The following is an 18,412-nucleotide window of genomic DNA, read 5'->3' as shown; positions in this document are numbered from 1 at the left end:
TATTGAACAAGCAACGTTATCCACAATCTCTCGGCTCGCCTGTCGGTGAGCTACAGTTTTCAGTGCGCTGTTTAAGGGTGCAGCACGGTTCCGGGATTTCAGACATTCAGCGCTTGCTCATAAAACTCGGTTTTTATGAATGGGTTGAATATGAAGGCTGTCTGTCGGTCTTTGCTGCTCTTAGCATGCGCCATGTGCGCGTCTTCGGGATTGATGTCTGCTTCCCGGACGGAAGCGCCTGAGCAGGATTTTGATCGGTGGCTGGCGTCAGAGGCGGGGCAGAAGGCCTCGCTGGCGCAGGTACGCCAGCGCTGTGAGCAAGTACTGGATGCGGCCAACAACCTCAATTGCTCCGTGTCGGTGGTTGCCCGGATGTTCGAGCTCAAAGCGGCCAATCAGCTTCCCGACTACTTCGTGGCAACCCGGCGCAAACACGCCCGGGCAATCGAAGCCAATGCCGAGCTGAAAATGCTGTTTTCCATGTTCGGCAATGAATCGCTGTCGACGCTGAGAGCGACCGGCGATTTCTCGGTGAGAAGAAGCCGGCAGCGTGAAGTGCTGACGATTCACCCGTACTCCAGCGAACATTTCGTCTCCGACGAGGTGCTGCCGTTCATCGACGTTAAGGCGGCAAACGGTCACTCGGTACGATTCATTGTCGATACTGGCGCCCCGCAAACCCGGATCAACTACACCACCGCCAAACTGATGGGGATCAGGCTACTGACTGACTCCCACTACGCCTACAGCACGTTTTATGGCGAGAGCGACCTGGCTGCCAAACTTGGCGTCCTTGACTCCTTGAGTATCGGTACAAGTGAGTTCAGGAACGTTCTGGTGTTCGTCAGTGATCGCGATAACTTGCTGGGGCTCGATCTGATCAGCAAGCTCGGGCCGCTGAAACTCACCAGAAAAACTCTGGAGCTCAACCCCGCGCGCGCCGTGCGATGCGATTCGCCGATTACCTACACCCGCCTGGATATCAATCAACGGCTGACCATTCCCGCGCGGCTGGACCACCGGGCGACGTTTGCGATTGTCGATACCGGCAATGTCGATTACCTGACCTCGGCTGCGCCCGGGCCCCAGGTCAATGTCGTCACGTCGATGACCCCGGGCAACTCACCGACCAATACAGCCGATCAGCATTACCAAACCTTCAAAGGCGTGTTGAAGTTGCCGGGCAACACCTTGGCGCTCACTTACAAATACTATCCGGGGTTCACCATTCCTGCGTCCATGTTGCTTGGGCGCTACGTGCCATCGATCTTGCTCGGGTGGCGTGCATTCGACGACTTTGAGTTGAACCTGGATATCGAGGCGGGGCGGTCGTGTTTTAACAAGGTTTGACCGTGTTTACCCACAATCCCTGTTGGCGCTTCTGTGGATAACATGTTTGCCCATTGCTGCAGCCCATGGAAATAGGGGGCTGTAGCCGTTAGATCAAAAAACAATCAGTGTAACTTCCGGTTTTACAAAGCTTTTTTCAGAGAATTAGTCCACACAGAAACCAAGAGTTGCCCCCAATCTCTGTTGGCGCCTCTGTGGATAAGATGTTCGCTTACCGCTGAAGGCCTTATAGACCGTGGCTTTCTAGCTTCTGGTTAATAAATGACCAAAACATCGTTTTGACCCGTCATCCCACGCTCAAAAGCAGAAAACTCGCGGCTTGCAGCGGTTTTCCACAGCACTATGAAAGTTGCCCCCAAAGTCTGTTGGCGCATCTGTGGATAAGGTGTTTGTCATACGCTACAGGCCATGTAATACGTGGCTCGCAGGGGATTGCTCAATAAATGAACAGACACCGTTGAAAATCATGCATTTGGATAAGTCACGGATTTTCTTTGATTTCTGTGCAGAAAACTTTGCGTGTTTCCACAGTTGTCCCCATTTGCTGTGGGTGGAGGTGTGGATAACTTGTTTGCGGAAGGCTGGAAGGCGCGGGGGGTATAGCGTGGAACGAAATAGATCATATTTCGTACAGTTCTAATTGATCGAGGTATCGCGAATAAAAGATCGCAGCCTGCGGCAGCTCCTACACGGATCGTGTGATTCTGTAGGAGCTGCCGCAGGCTGCGATCTTTTGTTCTGATTAACCCTGGACCGGAACACCCTTGAGGTACGGCGCAGGCTCGGCGCCCAGGTTGCTCAGCAAACGCTCGCTGTACCAATCCACAAAGTTCACTACACCAAACTCATAGGTCTTGGAGTAAGGGCCCGGTTGGTAAGCGGTGGAGTTGATCCCGCGCTGGTTCTCTTCGGCCAGGCGACGGTCCTGGTCGTTGGTGGCGTCCCAGACCTGGCGCATGCGGTCGACGTCGTAGTCCACGCCTTCGACGGCGTCCTTGTGCACGACCCACTTGGTGGTGACCATGGTTTCCTGGGCGCTGATCGGCCACACGGTGAACACGATGATGTGGTCGCCCATGCAGTGGTTCCAGGAGTGCGGCAGGTGCAGGATGCGCATCGAGCCCAGGTCCGGGTTCTTGATGCGGCCCATGAGCTTGGCGCAGCCCTGCTTGCCATCCAGGGTCATGGACACGGTGCCCTTGAGCAGCGGCATGCGCACGATGCGGTTACGCAGGCCGAAGCTGGCGTGGGCGTAAGGAATCTTCTCGGCTTCCCAGGCAGCGGCGGAGGCGGCGACGTGGTCCTTGAACGCCTGATCGGCGCGCGGGTCGGTGACGTCGTCCCATTCCAGCAGGGTTTTCAGCAGTTCCGGGTGCGACGCGTTGCAGTGGTAGCACTCGCGGTTGTTTTCCAGCACCAGTTTCCAGTTGGCCTTTTCCATCAAGGTGGTGGTGATCGCCACCTTGGTGTTTTCCATGTCGTACGGTTCCATGTAATGGCTGAGCGTCGACAGGAAGTCATCGATGGCCGGCGGGTTCTCCGCCAGGCTGATGAAGATGTAGCCGCCGGCAGTCTTCACATTGACCGGTTTCAGGCCGTATTGCTTCATGTCGAAGTCGGCACCCATCTCGGTGCCGGCGAACAGCAGGCGACCGTCGAGCTCGTACGTCCACTGGTGGTAGTGGCAGACCAGTTTGGCAACCTTGCCTTTTTCACTGGTGCACAGGCGCGAGCCACGGTGGCGGCAGACGTTGTGGAACGCATGCACCACGCCTTCGGCGCCGCGAATGACGATGATCGGGTTCTTGCCCACTTGGAGGGTCAGGTAGTTGCCCTTGGTCGGGATTTCGCAGGTCATGCCGGCGATCAACCACTCTTTCTGAAAGATTTCCTGCATGTCGATATCAAACAGGCGCTCGTCCGAGTAAAACGGCTGCGGCAGCGAGAACGTGCGCTCGCGCTCTTGCAGCATTTGCGCGGTGGCCTTGCGTGCGGGTTCCAGCGGATCGCCCAGGCTCAGGGTAGTAGTGACGTCCATCGTTTAATCCTCAAGGCCATTCTGTGTGGCCGGCGAAAGTGGCTACGGTTGTGCGACGCAAGACAAAAAACAGCAGTTATCTGTTGAGGCGAGTGTGGGGCCGGCGCTGGCCAGAACCTTATCCATGGGCGACATGATGCAATCTGTTCCCGACGCGCAACCCCCGGTAGTTGCGGGCTGGTCGCGATAAGCATGTGAATGTCGCAGATAGGTAAATGGGTGGTTCGCGCTATACGCAGAATCGCCAACATGAAGGCCGACAGTCGGCCGTGGAGATCAGCATGTCCAACAGCTTCCTGAACCCGGTAACCACCCAGACCTGGGCCAATGGTCGACACATCGTCCGTTGCGTCAAAGTCATCCAGGAAACCTGGGATGTGCGCACCTTCTGTTTCATGGCCGACCAGCCGATCCTGTTCTTCTTCAAGCCGGGGCAATTCGTCACCCTGGAGCTGGAAATCGAAGGCCAGCCGATCATGCGCTCGTACACCATTTCCAGCTCGCCGTCGGTACCGTACAGCTTTTCGGTGACCATCAAGCGCGTGCCGGGCGGCAAGGTTTCCAACTGGTTGCACGACACCCTGCACGAAGGCCAGGAGCTGGCGGTGCACGGGCCGGTCGGGCTGTTCAATGCCATGGACTTCACCGCGCCTAAGGTGCTTTACCTCAGCGGCGGCGTCGGTATCACACCGGTCATGTCCATGGCGCGCTGGTTCTACGACACCAACGGCAATGTCGACATGGTGTTTATCCACAGCGCCCGTTCGCCCAAGGACATCATTTATCACCGCGAGCTGGAGCACATGGCATCGCGGATCGAAAACTTCAGCCTGCACCTGATCTGCGAGAAGCACGGCATGGGTGAGCCGTGGGCCGGTTATCGCGGCTACCTCAACCACCGGATGCTCGAATTGATGGCGCCGGACTTCCTTGAGCGCGAAGTGTTCTGCTGCGGCCCGACGCCGTACATGAATGCGGTCAAGCGCTTGCTGGAAGCCGCTGGCTTCGACATGTCGCGTTACCACGAGGAATCCTTCGGCGCGACTCCGCCGGAAGCGCGCGCCGATGCAGTGGAACACGCCGAGCAGGCGGCCGACGCACCGGAACTCGACTTGGCGGATCTGCATCAGGTCGAATTCACAGCGTCGGGGAAAAGCATTCGCATTGCGCCGGGTGAAACCGTTCACGCGGCGGCAGCGAAGGCTGGCTTGCTGATCCCGAAAGCCTGCGGCATGGGCATTTGCGGCACCTGCAAGGTATTGAAGCTGGGCGGTGAAGTGGAAATGGAACACAACGGCGGGATCACCGAAGAAGACGAAGCCGAAGGGTACATTCTGTCGTGCTGCAGCGTGCCGAAGGGCGATGTGCGGATCGAGTTCTGATCAACACCGATCCCCTGTAGGAGCGAGCCTGCTCGCGATGGACGTCAACGATAACGTTGGCAACCTGACACCCCGCGGCGTTCTCAGGTTCATCGCGAGCAGGCTCGCTCCTACAGGGGAGGGTGTTTAGTCGATAAACAAGTCGGTCATCAGTTTTTCGCTGCTGTCCGGCGCGAACCGATAGTGTTCGAACGCCGTCACTCCGCTTTCCCGCAAAATTTCCTCATCAATCAACAAGCGCCCGGTCAGGCTGCGCCCGTGGCTGCTCAGGATGATATGCGCCGCATCCGCCATGATCGCAGGCGCACGTGCATGCTTGAACGACTCCCGTGACCCCAACTGAAACTCGATCGCCGCCGTGGCAATCATCGTCTGCGGCCACAGCGAGTTGACGCTAATCCCGTAATTCTTGAATTCCTCGCTCATGCCCAGGGTCAGCATGCTCATGCCGTATTTGGTCACGGTGTACGGGCTGTATTGGGCGAACCATTTGTTGGCGAGGTTGAGCGGTGGGGACAGGTTGAGGATGTGTCCACTGGAGTTCTTCAGATACGGCAACGCCGCCTGACTGCACAGCAAAACGGCGCGGGTGTTGATCTGGTGCATCAGGTCGAAGCGCTTGAGTTCGATGTGCTGAACCCCGGTCAACTTGATCGCCCCGGCGTTGTTGACCAGCGCATCGATCGCGCCGAAATGTTCATTGGCCTGGGCCAGCGCCTCACGCACGGCGACTTCATCACGCACGTCCACTTGCAAGGCCAGCGCCTTGCCGCCCGCGGCGTCGACTTCCTGCGCCACACTGAAAATCGTCCCCGGCAGCTTGGCGTGGGGTTCGGCACTTTTGGCGGCGATCACGATGTTCGCCCCATCACGCGCAGCGCGCAGCGCAATCTCGCGGCCGATGCCACGGCTGGCGCCGGTGATGAACAGGGTTTTGCCTTGCAATGACATGCGTACGCTCCTGATTGTTATGTGAGCGGGTCGGCTCGACAAACAATGTAGACGAAGTCTTCAGGTGCGAAGGTTTCCTGTAGGAGCTGCCGAAGGCTGCGATCTTTTGATCTTGAAAAAGCCAAATCAAAAGATCGCAGCCTGCGGCAGCTCCTACGGGATCGGGTCAGGCGGTCATCACTTCACGGATGTCGCGAGCCAATTCCCGTACGCGCTCTTCCTCGGTGTCCCACGAGCACATGAAGCGTGCGCCGCCGTTGCCGATGAAGGTGTAGAAGCGCCAGCCCTTGGCGGTCAGAGCGGCGATGGCCGGTTCCGAGAGTTGCAGGAACACACCGTTGGCCTGTACCGGGAACATCAGTTCCACGCCTGGAATGTCGCTGACCAGTTCCGCCAGCAATTGCGCGCAGTTGTTGGCGTGGCGGGCGTATTTGAGCCAGGCGTGGTTTTCCAGGATGCCGACCCATGGTGCCGACAGGAAGCGCATTTTCGACGCCAGTTGCCCGGCCTGTTTGCAGCGGTAATCGAAGTCTTCAGCGAGTTTGTGGTTGAAGAACAGGATCGCCTCGCCCACCGCCATGCCGTTTTTCGTGCCGCCGAAGCACAGCACGTCGACGCCGGCCTTCCAGGTCAGGTCCGCCGGGGTGCAGCCGAGGAATGCGCAGGCGTTGGAGAAGCGCGCGCCGTCCATGTGCAGGTTCAGGCCCAGCTCTTTGCAGGTGGCGCTGATGGCGCGGATTTCGTCCGGGGTGTAGACGCTGCCGACTTCGGTGGCCTGGGTCAGAGTCACGACGCGCGGTTTCGGATAGTGGATGTCCTGGCGCTTGAGCGCAACTTCGCGGATCGATTCCGGCGTCAGCTTGCCGTTTTCAGTGCGGGCGATCAGCAGCTTGGAGCCGTTGGAGAAGAATTCCGGTGCGCCACATTCGTCGGTTTCGACGTGGGCGGTTTCCGAGCAGATCACGCTGTGGTAACTCTGGCACAGCGACGACAGGGCCAGCGAGTTAGCGGCGGTGCCGTTGAAGGCGAAGAACACTTCGCAGTCGGTTTCGAACAGTTTGCGGAAATCGTCGGACGCGCGGGCGGTCCACTCGTCGTCGCCGTAAGCGCGCTGATGCCCATGGTTGGCCTGTTCCATGGCGGCCCAGGCTTCAGGGCAAATGCCGGAATAGTTGTCGCTGGCGAATTGTTGGCTCTTATCGGTCATGGCCTGCTTCCGTGGTCGGGGCGCTTATGGTGAAGCGTCCCGTGGTCAATGATGGTGCGCACTTTACCGAAGATCATCCGGGGAGCACACGGGATGTCGCTGTCAGAAAAATACAAGGATGCCGGCCAATTATGCACGTGAGACAGCGTGACGGTGCACTGGATCTGCTCAAGTGGCTGGCGTTGCTGAGCATGGTCCTCGATCACCTGCGATATGTCGGTTACTCCGCCGATTGGCTGTATGTGCCGGGGCGGTTGGCGTTTCCGTGGTTTTGCCTGGCGATGGCGGCGAACCTGGCGCGGGCGTCGGTAGTCGCGACAAGCGGTCAGTGGCGTTATCTGGGCTGGATGTTGCTGTTCAGTGCGGCCAGCGAAATTCCCTACCGGATGTTCCTTCCCAATCCCGACACGCTCAATGTGTTTCCAACACTGGCCCTTGGTCTGTTGGTGGCGCGGGGCTGGCAGCAACCGGCGATGCAATCGCGATTGCTGGCAGTCGGTGCTCTGGTGTTGGCGGCGTTTTTCTCTCAGCGATTGATGTTCGGTTTCTTTGGCGTGTTGCTGCCGTGGGTGACGCTGCTGGTGATCCGTCGTCCGTGGTACTTCGCACTGCTGCCGGGAGTGGTTTGTCTCGCCGCCAATCAATGGCAGGTGCTGTATTACTCCGTTCGATTAGGCAATCACGTGGCGATGGCGGCAGTCGCCACTTGTCTGATTGCGCCATGGCTGGGGCTGTTCTTGTTGCGACACCTGCGTGACGTAAAACCACCACCGATGCGGCGGTGGGCGTATGCGCTGTATCCCGTGCATTTCCTCATGTTGTTGCTTCTCCGCCAGATCGTTGCATGACTCTGTGGGAGCTGGCTTGCCAGCGATAACGGTGGACCAGCCGCCATCAATGCCGGATGTGGTGACGTCATCGCTGGCAAGCCAGCTCCCACAGGGTTTCTCGATGAATTGAGGGTTGGGTGCGGCAAGCCATTTCCCGCCATGTCGTAAACGCACCTTTGCGTGGCGCCCGTAGGCATTTGATCTCTCCAAGCCAGTCATACCATCGCTATCAAAGGGCACTGCCGAAACACCGGTGCCTTACCGAGACGAATGGCGCACAGATGCCGCTGGGAGAGACGCGATGTTCAGCAAGCAAGACCAGATCCAGGGTTACGACGATGCACTGCTGGCGGCGATGAATGCCGAGGAGCAACGTCAGGAAGATCACATCGAGCTGATCGCGTCGGAGAACTACACCAGCAAGCGCGTGATGGAAGCGCAAGGCAGCGGCCTGACCAACAAGTACGCCGAAGGCTATCCGGGCAAGCGCTACTACGGTGGCTGCGAGCACGTCGACAAGGTTGAAGCCCTGGCCATCGAGCGCGCCAAGCAACTGTTCGGCGCCGATTACGCCAACGTCCAGCCACACTCCGGTTCCTCGGCCAACAGCGCCGTGTACCTGGCCCTGCTGCAAGCTGGCGACACCATCCTGGGCATGAGTCTGGCCCACGGCGGTCACCTGACCCACGGCGCCAAAGTGTCGTCCTCGGGCAAGCTGTACAACGCCGTGCAGTACGGCATCGACACCAAGACCGGTCTGATCGATTACGACGAAGTCGAGCGCCTGGCCGTCGAGTGCAAGCCGAAGATGATCGTTGCCGGTTTCTCGGCTTACTCGAAGACTTTGGACTTCCCACGTTTCCGTCAGATCGCCGACAAGGTTGGCGCGCTGCTGTTCGTCGACATGGCCCACGTTGCCGGTCTGGTCGCCGCGGGTCTGTACCCGAATCCGCTCCCGTACGCCGATGTGGTCACCACCACCACCCACAAGACCCTGCGTGGTCCACGTGGTGGCCTGATCCTGTGCAAGGCCAATGAAGAAATCGAGAAGAAGCTCAACGCAGCAGTATTCCCCGGTGCCCAGGGCGGCCCGCTGATGCACGTCATCGCCGGTAAAGCCGTGTGCTTCAAAGAGGCGCTGGAGCCAGGCTTCAAGGCTTACCAACAACAAGTGATCGACAACGCCCAGGCCATGGCCAGCGTGTTTATCAAACGCGGCTACGATGTAGTGTCCGGCGGTACCGACAACCACCTGTTCCTGGTCAGCCTGATCCGTCAGGGCCTCACTGGCAAAGAGGCGGACGCAGCACTCGGTCGCGCCCACATCACCGTGAACAAGAACGCTGTCCCGAACGATCCACAGTCGCCGTTCGTGACCTCCGGCCTGCGCATCGGCACCCCGGCGGTGACCACGCGCGGCTTCAAGGTGAGCCAGTGCGTGACGCTGGCCGGCTGGATCTGCGACATCCTCGACAACCTCGGCGATGCCGATGTCGAGGCCAATGTTGCCCAGCAAGTGTCGGCACTGTGCGCGGACTTCCCGGTTTATCGCTGAGCGCGGTTTTGGAGTAAATGACTATGCAACGCTATTCGGGCTTCGGCCTCTTCAAACACTCCCTCAGCCACCACGAAAACTGGCAGCGCATGTGGCGCACGCCGACCCCGAAAAAGGTCTACGACGTGATCATCGTCGGCGGTGGCGGGCACGGTCTGGCGACCGCCTACTACCTGGCCAAGGAACACGGCATCACCAACGTGGCCGTGGTCGAGAAGGGCTGGCTGGGCGGCGGTAACACCGCGCGCAACACCACCATCGTTCGCTCCAACTACCTGTGGGACGAATCGGCGCACCTGTACGAACACGCGATGAAACTGTGGGAAGGCCTGTCCCAGGATCTGAACTACAACGTGATGTTCTCCCAGCGCGGCGTCTACAACCTGTGCCACACCCTGCAGGACATCCGTGATTCCGAGCGTCGGGTCAGCGCCAACCGCCTCAACGGCGTCGACGGCGAACTGCTCGATGCCAAGCAAGTCGCCGACGAGATTCCGTACCTCGACTGCTCGAAGAACACTCGCTACCCGGTGATGGGCGCGACCGTCCAGCGTCGCGGCGGCGTGGCTCGTCACGATGCGGTGGCCTGGGGCTTTGCCCGTGCGGCCGACGCCCTCGGTGTGGACCTGATCCAGCAGACCGAAGTGATCGGTTTCCGCAAGGAAAACGGCGTGTGCATCGGCGTTGAAACCAACAAGGGCTTCATCGGCGCCAAGCGCGTCGGCGTAGTGACCGCAGGTAACTCCGGGCACATGGCCAAGCTCGCCGGTTTCCGTCTGCCGATCGAATCCCACCCGCTGCAAGCGCTGGTGTCCGAGCCGATCAAACCGATTATCGACAGCGTGATCATGTCCAACGCCGTGCACGGTTACATCAGCCAGTCCGACAAGGGCGACCTGGTGATCGGCGCCGGTATCGACGGCTACAACGGCTACGGCCAGCGTGGTTCGTACCCGGTGATCGAGCACACCATCCAGGCCATCGTCGAGATGTTCCCGGTGTTGTCCCGCGTACGCATGAACCGTCAGTGGGGCGGCATCGTCGACACCACGCCGGATGCCTGCCCGATCATTTCGAAAACCCCGGTGCCGAACATGTTCTTCAACTGCGGTTGGGGCACCGGCGGCTTCAAGGCGACACCTGGCTCGGGCAACGTATTTGCCGCGAGCCTGGCCAAGGGTGAAATGCACCCATTGGCCGCACCTTTCTCCATCGACCGTTTCCACAACGGTGCGTTGATCGATGAACACGGCGCTGCTGCGGTTGCCCACTAACAGGAGAAATCCCCATGTTGCATATCTTCTGTCCTCACTGCGGCGAGTTGCGCTCCGAAGAGGAATTCCACGCATCCGGCCAGGCGCACATTCCGCGTCCACTGGATCCGAACAGCTGCACCGACGAGGAGTGGGGCGACTACATGTTCTTCCGCGACAACCCTCGCGGTCTGCACCATGAACTGTGGATTCACGCCGCCGGTTGCCGTCAGTACTTCAACGCCACCCGCGACACCGTGACCTACGAGATTCTCGAAACCTACAAGATCGGCACCAAGCCACAATTCACCGACAAGACCGATAGCCCGAAAGCGGCCAGCACGGCTCTGGGAGAGAAGGTATGAGCCAGATCAATCGCCTGTCCAACGGCGGACGGATCGACCGCAACAAAGTCTTGAGCTTCACCTTCAACGGCCAGAGCTACAAAGGCTTTGAAGGCGACTCGCTGGCCGCTGCACTGCTGGCCAACGGTGTCGACATCATCGGTCGCAGCTTCAAGTATTCCCGTCCGCGCGGCATCTTCGCCGCCGGCGCTGAAGAGCCGAACGCGGTGCTGCAGATCGGCGCCACTGAAGCCACGCAAATTCCGAACGTACGCGCCACGCAACAAGCGCTGTACCAGGGTCTGGTCGCCACCAGCACCAACGGCTGGCCGAGCGTGAACAACGACATGATGGGGATTCTCGGCAAGGTCGGCGGCAAGCTGATGCCACCGGGTTTCTACTACAAAACCTTCATGTACCCGCAATCGTTCTGGATGACTTACGAGAAGTACATTCGTAAGGCTGCCGGTCTTGGCCGTTCGCCGACCGAGAACGATCCGGACACCTACGACTACATGAACCAGCACTGCGACGTGCTGATCGTCGGCGCCGGCCCTGCGGGTTTGGCCGCTGCACTGGCGGCTGCGCGCAGCGGTGCCCGTGTGATCCTGGCTGACGAGCAGGAAGAGTTCGGCGGCAGCCTGCTCGACTCCCGCGAAAGCCTCGACGGCAAGCCTGCGACCGAGTGGGTCGCCAGTGTCATCGCCGAACTGAAGAACACCCCGGACGTGCTGCTGTTGCCGCGCGCCACGGTCAACGGCTACCACGACCACAACTTCCTGACCATTCACGAGCGCCTGACCGATCACCTCGGCGACCGCGCACCGATTGGCCAGGTGCGTCAGCGCATCCACCGGGTTCGCGCCAAGCGTGTGGTGCTGGCGACCGGCGCTCACGAGCGTCCACTGGTCTACGGCAACAACGACGTGCCGGGCAACATGCTGGCCGGTGCTGTCTCGACTTACGTGCGCCGTTACGGCGTGGCGCCGGGCAAGAAACTGGTGCTGTCGACCAACAACGATCACGCCTACCGCGTTGCGCTGGATTGGCTCGATGCCAGCCTGCAAGTGGTGGCGATCGCCGACGCCCGGAGCAACCCGCGCGGTGCGCTGGTGGAAGAAGCACGCGCCAAAGGCATCCGCATCCTCACCGGCAGTGCCGTGATCGAGGCCCGTGGCAGCAAGCACGTGACGGCTGCTCGCGTCGCTGCCATCGATGTGAAAGGACACAAAGTCACCAGCCCGGGCGAATGGCTCGACTGCGATCTGATCGCCAGTTCAGGTGGTTACAGCCCTGTCGTTCACTTGGCTTCGCACTTGGGTGGCAAGCCAACCTGGCGTGAAGACATCCTCGGTTTCGTACCGGGCGAAGCACCGCAGAAACGCGTGTGCGTCGGTGGTATCAACGGCGTCTACGGTCTGGGCGATTCGCTGGCCGACGGTTTTGAAGGCGGCGTTCGCGCAGCCAGCGAAGCCGGTTTCGGTCCGGTCGAAGCGACCTTGCCGAAAGCCCTGGCACGTCTGGAAGAGCCGACTCTGGCGCTGTTCCAGGTGCCCCATGAAAAGAACACTGCACGGGCACCGAAGCAATTCGTCGACCTGCAAAACGACGTCACCGCCGCCGCCATCGAACTGGCGACCCGCGAAGGCTTCGAGTCGGTCGAGCACGTAAAACGCTACACCGCGCTGGGCTTCGGCACTGATCAGGGCAAGCTCGGCAACGTCAACGGCCTGGCCATCGCCGCCCGTTCGCTGAACGTGACCATCCCGCAGATGGGCACCACCATGTTCCGCCCGAACTACACGCCGGTGACATTCGGCGCCGTGGCCGGTCGTCACTGTGGGCACATCTTCGAACCTGTGCGTTTCACTGCACTGCATCACTGGCACCTGAAAAACGGCGCCGAGTTCGAAGACGTCGGTCAGTGGAAACGTCCGTGGTACTTCCCGAAATCCGGTGAAGACCTGCATGCCGCCGTGAAGCGCGAATGCAAAGCCGTGCGCGATAGCGTCGGCCTGCTGGACGCTTCGACTTTGGGCAAGATCGACATTCAGGGCCCGGATGCGCGCGAGTTCCTCAACCGCATCTACACCAACGCCTGGACCAAGCTCGACGTGGGCAAGGCGCGTTACGGCCTGATGTGCAAAGAAGACGGTATGGTGTTCGACGACGGCGTGACCGCCTGCCTGGCCGACAACCATTTCGTGATGACCACCACCACTGGCGGCGCTGCACGCGTGCTGCAATGGCTGGAAATCTACCAGCAGACTGAATGGCCAGACCTGAAGGTGTACTTCACCTCCGTGACCGATCACTGGGCAACCATGACCCTGTCCGGGCCGAACAGCCGCAAGCTGCTCAGCGAAGTCACCGACATCGATCTGAGCAACGAAGCGTTCCCGTTCATGACCTGGAAAGAAGGTCTGGTCGGCGGCGTACCGGCGCGGGTGTTCCGGATTTCGTTTACCGGTGAGCTGTCGTACGAAGTCAACGTGCAGGCCGACTACGCGATGGGCGTGCTCGAGAAAATCGTCGACGCCGGCAAGAAGTACAACCTGACCCCATACGGCACCGAAACCATGCACGTCCTGCGGGCCGAGAAGGGCTTCATCATCGTCGGCCAGGACACTGACGGCTCGATGACCCCGGACGACCTGAACATGGGCTGGTGTGTTGGCCGCACCAAACCGTTCTCGTGGATCGGTCAGCGCGGCATGAACCGTGAAGACTGCGTGCGTGATCAGCGCAAGCAGTTGGTGGGCCTGAAGCCGATCGATCCGAACAAATGGCTGCCGGAAGGTGCGCAACTGGTGTTCAACACCAAGCAGGCGATCCCGATGACCATGGTCGGCCACGTGACCTCCAGCTACGCCCACAACTCCCTCGGCTATTCGTTTGCCATGGGCGTGGTCAAGGGCGGCCTGAACCGCATGGGCGAACGCGTGTTTGCACCGTTGGCGGATGGCAGCGTGATCGAGGCGGAGATTGTTTCTTCGGTGTTCTTCGATCCGAAAGGTGATCGCCAGAACGTGTGACACCACAGTACCTGTGGGAGCGGGCTTGCCCGCGATGGCGTCAGACCAGACAACACAACAGTGACTGATACAACGCTATCGCTGGCAAGCCAGCTCCCACAGGGAACACAGAATTCAGGAAAGGTGCTTTATGACCGCAGCCAATGTTTACCAACAACGCCCAACCACCGGGGCCAAGGCCGAGTCGTCGCTGCAGCATGCCGACCTCGCCAGCCTGGTGGGCAAGGGTCGCAAGAACGCCGGTGTGACCGTGCGTGAGAAAAAACTCCTCGGCCACCTGACCATTCGTGGCGATGGCCACGATGCCGCGTTTGCCGCCGGCGTGCACAAGGCGCTCGGCATCGAATTGCCGGGTGCGCTGACCGTCATCGTCAAAGGCGAAACCAGCCTGCAATGGATGGGGCCGGATGAATGGCTGCTGATCGTGCCGACCGGCGAAGAGTTCGCCGCCGAGCAAAAACTGCGTGAAGCGCTGGGCGATCTGCACATCCAGATCGTCAACGTCAGCGGCGGTCAGCAGATCCTCGAACTGAGCGGCCCGAACGTGCGCCAGGTGCTGATGAAATCCACCAGCTACGACGTGCACCCAAACAGCTTTCCGGTGGGCAAGGCTGTCGGCACGGTGTTCGCCAAGTCGCAACTGGTGATCCGCCATACCGGCGAAGACACCTGGGAACTGCTGATCCGTCGCAGCTTCTCGGATTACTGGTGGTTGTGGTTGCAGGATGCAGCGGCTGAATTCGGCCTCAGCGTTCAGGCCTGATCACCGCCTTCCTGTAGGAGCGAGCTTGCTCGCGATGGACTCAAGAGCGGCGCGTTAAATCAGCAAGCACGCGTCATCGTTGGCCTCCATCGCGAGCAAGCTCGCTCCTACAGTAGGCATTTACCGACTTCAAAGGAGTCACCGCACTATGAGCCGCGCCCCAGACACATGGATCTTGACCGCCGACTGCCCCAGCGTGCTCGGCACGGTGGACGCGGTGACCCGCTTTCTGTTCGAGCAGGGCTGTTACGTCACCGAACACCACTCGTTCGATGACCGGCTCTCGGGCCGTTTCTTCATTCGCGTGGAATTTCGCCAACCGGATGGCTTCGACGAGCAGTCGTTCCGCGCCGGTTTGCAGGAGCGTGGTGAATCGTTCGGCATGATCTTCGAACTGACCCCGCCGCACTATCGGCCGAAAGTGGTGATCATGGTCTCCAAGGCTGATCACTGCCTCAACGATTTGCTTTACCGCCAGCGCATCGGCCAATTGTCGATGGACGTGGCCGCCGTGGTCTCGAACCACCCGGACCTCAAGCCGTTGGCCGACTGGCACCAGATTCCGTACTACCACTTCCCGCTCGACCCCAACGACAAGCCGTCGCAAGAGCGTCAAGTGTTGCAGGTGATCGAAGAGGCTGGCGCTGAACTGGTGATTCTTGCCCGCTACATGCAGGTCCTGTCACCGGAGTTGTGCCGCAAACTCGACGGCAAGGCGATCAACATTCACCACTCCCTGTTGCCCGGTTTCAAGGGCGCCAAGCCTTATCACCAGGCATACAACAAGGGCGTGAAACTGGTCGGCGCGACGGCGCATTACATCAACAACGACCTCGATGAAGGGCCGATCATTGCCCAAGGCGTCGAGGTGGTGGATCACAGTCATTATCCGGAAGACCTGATTGCCAAGGGGCGCGACATTGAAGGCCTGACTCTGGCGCGGGCGGTTGGGTATCACATCGAGAGAAGAGTGTTTTTGAACGCCAATCGCACCGTCGTTCTTTAGATTTTTGGGGTCGCTTCGCGGCCCATCGCGGGCAAGCCTTGCTCCTACAGGAGTGAGGTTGTCTCATTGCTGCGACCGACCTCGATCCTGTAGGAGCAAGGCTTGCCCGCGATGAGGCCCTAACAGGCAACACAAGATTCAGCATCTGTACCCGAGCACTTAACGCGCTGCCTGCCTGGGCAACGCGGTTCCATAAAAACAACAGCGAGGTGAAAGCATGTCTGGCAATCGTGGTGTGGTGTATCTCGGCGCTGGCAAGGTCGAAGTACAGAAAATCGACTATCCGAAAATGCAGGACCCGCGCGGCAGGAAGATCGAGCACGCCGTCATCCTGCGTGTGGTCTCCACCAACATCTGTGGTTCCGACCAACACATGGTGCGCGGTCGTACCACCGCTCAAACCGGTCTGGTCCTGGGTCACGAAATCACCGGTGAAGTCATCGAGAAGGGCCGCGACGTCGAAAACCTGCAAATCGGCGATCTGGTGTCCGTACCGTTCAACGTGGCTTGCGGGCGCTGCCGTTCCTGCAAGGAAATGCACACCGGCGTGTGCCTGAGCGTTAACCCGGCGCGTCCGGGCGGTGCCTATGGTTACGTCGACATGGGCGACTGGACCGGCGGCCAGGCCGAATACGCGCTGGTGCCGTACGCCGACTTCAACCTGCTGAAACTGCCTGATCGCGATCGCGCCATGGAAAAAATCCGTGATCTGACCTGCCTCTCCGACATCCTGCCAACCGGCTACCACGGCGCCGTGACCGCCGGCGTCGGCCCGGGCAGCACCGTGTACATCGCGGGTGCCGGTCCGGTCGGTCTGGCGGCTGCCGCTTCCGCTCGTCTGTTGGGCGCCGCAGTGGTCATCGTCGGTGACGTCAACACCGTCCGCCTGGCACACGCCAAGGCCCAGGGTTTCGAAATCGCCGACCTGTCCCTCGACACCCCGCTGCACGAGCAAATCGCCGCGCTGCTGGGCGAACCGGAAGTGGATTGCGCCGTCGACGCCGTCGGCTTCGAAGCCCGCGGCCACGGCCATGACGGCGTCAAACACGAAGCCCCGGCCACCGTACTCAACTCGCTGATGGGCGTGGTGCGTGTGGCAGGCAAGATCGGTATCCCTGGCTTGTACGTTACCGAAGATCCAGGTGCCGTCGACGCTGCTGCGAAAATGGGCAGCCTGAGCATCCGCTTCGGTCTGGGCTGGGCCAAATCCCACAGCTTCCACACCGGTCAGACCCCGGTCATGAAGTACAACCGCCAACTGATGCAGGCGATCATGTGGGACCGCATCAACATTGCTGAAGTGGTGGGGGTACAGGTCATTAGTCTGGATCAGGCGCCGGAAGGTTACGGCGAATTCGATGCGGGCGTGCCGAAGAAATTTGTGATTGATCCGCACAAGTTGTTTAGTGCGGCGTAAAGGTATTTGCTGCAAGGAAAGGGCGACTTGATGTCGCCCTTTTTGTATAGGATGAAACAGTCATTAAGGTAATTGTTGGCGTAGTGCCTTACCCGTTTTTTGAAGCGAGTGATCATGGACACCACTCAATAAAGTCCCTCCCAACCCATTGAAAACGACACCGACGATGCCGCTGGGTCTTCGGTCTTGAACGTATTTCTCTGCCCACATACTTGCGGATGAAGCATGGGCGGCAGTGTTACTGATCTGTCTAGAGCTCACCTGATGGACGAGTTCTTCATACTGCATTGCATGTTTCATAGATAGGGTGTGACTTCCATGACTGGCCAGGTTCGCATTAACAGTTGCTAGCCGTTGAACGAAGGGTTCAGGGTCAATAACGTTACTGACTACGTCATCCACGTGTTGTCTTGCCAATGAGATTGGTTCAGTTGTAGGCGTTGAATTTCGCCGCAGTGATTGTTTCGTGGTTGTCCAAAAGCCTTTGAGAAGATTCGGGTTGGAGTTTCCAGAGGAGAGAGCATCGGAAACACCCAAAAGCTTTACCAAAAATGCTGGGGCGTGTCCCGTTGAATCCATTTGATTCACCGGATCCCCGCCGCAATACCCATACGCATTCAACCCACCCTCCCCAAACGGACTCCAACTGTCCGGACTGTTAAACCGCATCAACACCGGGTTAAACGCCCGATAACCGTTCCCCAGCAAATAACACCCCGTCACGGGGTCTGGCCTTTCACCGTTGAAGCCGAGCAGGCTGATCAACCCGTTTTCTGCCGGGCGATGACCATAGGGTGAGTAGGCGAGGGGGTGTGGCCTAGTGGCATCAAGTACATTCAACACCGAACGCTGTTGATCAGTGGCAAACAACCGCGCTTCCATGGCTCCAGTCTGACGGTGTTGCTGAGCCAGCAGTTGATCGTCGTGCTGCATGATGGAACGCTGCACCGCGCCTTCAATCTCAGTGGCCAAGCGATCTTTCAGGTAAAAACGCTGGGTAGTAGCGAGCGCCGTGGGAGTGCAATTTACCAATCGATCCAGAGGGTCGTAGCTGTAGCGGCAGAGCAACTTTTCGCGTTTGGGGCGCATGGCCGATCTTCCTGAATGAGTTCGTCAATTCAGGGTTACTTTGGTACAACCGGGCAAAGTTTCCTACTAACAGATCTGATGGGGTCGCCATCCTCCGGACCGCTTTGTAACGAGTGGGTAGGAAATGCACGCGGGCCTGAGGAACATGCCCGCGCCGACCCGGTCAAATCGGCAGCTTTGCGCCCTCAACCG

Annotated in this window: 14 protein-coding genes; 10 read left to right on the top strand and 4 right to left on the bottom strand. The window is 59.5% G+C overall.

Annotated features, from left to right (window positions below):
- The first annotated feature begins 150 nt into the window (after positions 1-150).
- Positions 151-1,350, top strand: a complete 1,200-nt coding sequence (locus ACM110_RS09855; protein WP_416127618.1) for a retropepsin-like aspartic protease — start codon at positions 151-153, stop codon at positions 1,348-1,350.
- Between the two features lie 742 nt (positions 1,351-2,092).
- On the opposite strand, the gene gbcA is transcribed toward ACM110_RS09855, so the two are convergent.
- Positions 2,093-3,388, bottom strand: coding sequence for a glycine-betaine demethylase subunit GbcA (gbcA, locus tag ACM110_RS09850; protein WP_338583589.1), 1,296 nt, complete (start codon positions 3,386-3,388; stop codon positions 2,093-2,095).
- Between the two features lie 281 nt (positions 3,389-3,669).
- On the opposite strand from gbcA, the gene gbcB reads away from it, so the two are divergent.
- Positions 3,670-4,770 (top strand): glycine-betaine demethylase subunit GbcB, encoded by a 1,101-nt coding sequence (gene gbcB, locus ACM110_RS09845; protein WP_338583588.1) that lies wholly within the window; start codon positions 3,670-3,672, stop codon positions 4,768-4,770.
- Between the two features lie 126 nt (positions 4,771-4,896).
- On the opposite strand, the gene ACM110_RS09840 is transcribed toward gbcB, so the two are convergent.
- Together ACM110_RS09840 and ACM110_RS09835 are read right to left on the bottom strand one after the other, a co-directional pair.
- Entirely contained in the window at positions 4,897-5,721 is an 825-nt protein-coding gene (locus ACM110_RS09840; protein WP_416127617.1) for an SDR family oxidoreductase, read from the bottom strand.
- A gap of 166 nt (positions 5,722-5,887) precedes the next feature.
- The gene (locus ACM110_RS09835) at positions 5,888-6,928 is read right to left on the bottom strand and encodes a low specificity L-threonine aldolase (RefSeq protein WP_416127616.1); all 1,041 of its coding nucleotides are present in this window, start codon (positions 6,926-6,928) and stop codon (positions 5,888-5,890) included.
- 131 nt (positions 6,929-7,059) lie between these two features.
- Between ACM110_RS09835 and ACM110_RS09830 the strand changes: the two genes are divergently transcribed.
- The 8 genes from ACM110_RS09830 to fdhA all read left to right on the top strand — a co-directional run bounded on the left by ACM110_RS09830 (position 7,060) and on the right by fdhA (position 17,131).
- On the top strand, positions 7,060-7,776 hold the full coding sequence (locus tag ACM110_RS09830; protein ID WP_416127615.1) for a TraX family protein: 717 nt from the start codon (positions 7,060-7,062) through the stop codon (positions 7,774-7,776).
- Between the two features lie 283 nt (positions 7,777-8,059).
- Positions 8,060-9,313, top strand: coding sequence for a serine hydroxymethyltransferase (glyA, locus tag ACM110_RS09825; protein ID WP_416127614.1), 1,254 nt, complete (start codon positions 8,060-8,062; stop codon positions 9,311-9,313).
- A 23-nt stretch (positions 9,314-9,336) separates the two neighbouring features.
- On the top strand, positions 9,337-10,587 hold the full coding sequence (locus ACM110_RS09820) for a sarcosine oxidase subunit beta (protein WP_416127613.1): 1,251 nt from the start codon (positions 9,337-9,339) through the stop codon (positions 10,585-10,587).
- 14 nt (positions 10,588-10,601) lie between these two features.
- Positions 10,602-10,931: a sarcosine oxidase subunit delta gene (locus ACM110_RS09815; RefSeq protein ID WP_047534309.1), complete on the top strand. Its 330-nt coding sequence runs from the start codon at positions 10,602-10,604 to the stop codon at positions 10,929-10,931.
- Positions 10,928-13,945, top strand: coding sequence for a sarcosine oxidase subunit alpha (locus ACM110_RS09810; protein WP_416127612.1), 3,018 nt, complete (start codon positions 10,928-10,930; stop codon positions 13,943-13,945). Before ACM110_RS09815 ends, ACM110_RS09810 begins: the two co-directional genes overlap by 4 nt.
- Before the next feature lie 130 nt (positions 13,946-14,075).
- Positions 14,076-14,708, top strand: a complete 633-nt coding sequence (locus tag ACM110_RS09805) for a sarcosine oxidase subunit gamma (RefSeq protein ID WP_416127611.1) — start codon at positions 14,076-14,078, stop codon at positions 14,706-14,708.
- Positions 14,709-14,856: 148 nt separating this feature from the next.
- Positions 14,857-15,714: a formyltetrahydrofolate deformylase gene (gene purU, locus ACM110_RS09800; protein ID WP_338583581.1), complete on the top strand. Its 858-nt coding sequence runs from the start codon at positions 14,857-14,859 to the stop codon at positions 15,712-15,714.
- A 217-nt stretch (positions 15,715-15,931) separates the two neighbouring features.
- Positions 15,932-17,131, top strand: a complete 1,200-nt coding sequence (gene fdhA, locus ACM110_RS09795) for a formaldehyde dehydrogenase, glutathione-independent (protein WP_338583580.1) — start codon at positions 15,932-15,934, stop codon at positions 17,129-17,131.
- Positions 17,132-17,194: 63 nt separating this feature from the next.
- Here fdhA and ACM110_RS09790 read toward each other — a convergent pair whose 3' ends face one another.
- The gene (locus ACM110_RS09790; RefSeq protein ID WP_416127610.1) at positions 17,195-18,220 is read right to left on the bottom strand and encodes an RHS repeat-associated core domain-containing protein; all 1,026 of its coding nucleotides are present in this window, start codon (positions 18,218-18,220) and stop codon (positions 17,195-17,197) included.
- Positions 18,221-18,412 lie beyond the last annotated feature (192 nt).

The organism is Pseudomonas sp. NFX98, from assembly GCF_047784845.1.
Taxonomy (GTDB): domain Bacteria; phylum Pseudomonadota; class Gammaproteobacteria; order Pseudomonadales; family Pseudomonadaceae; genus Aquipseudomonas.
This window is presented reverse-complemented; position numbering and strand designations above follow the sequence as displayed.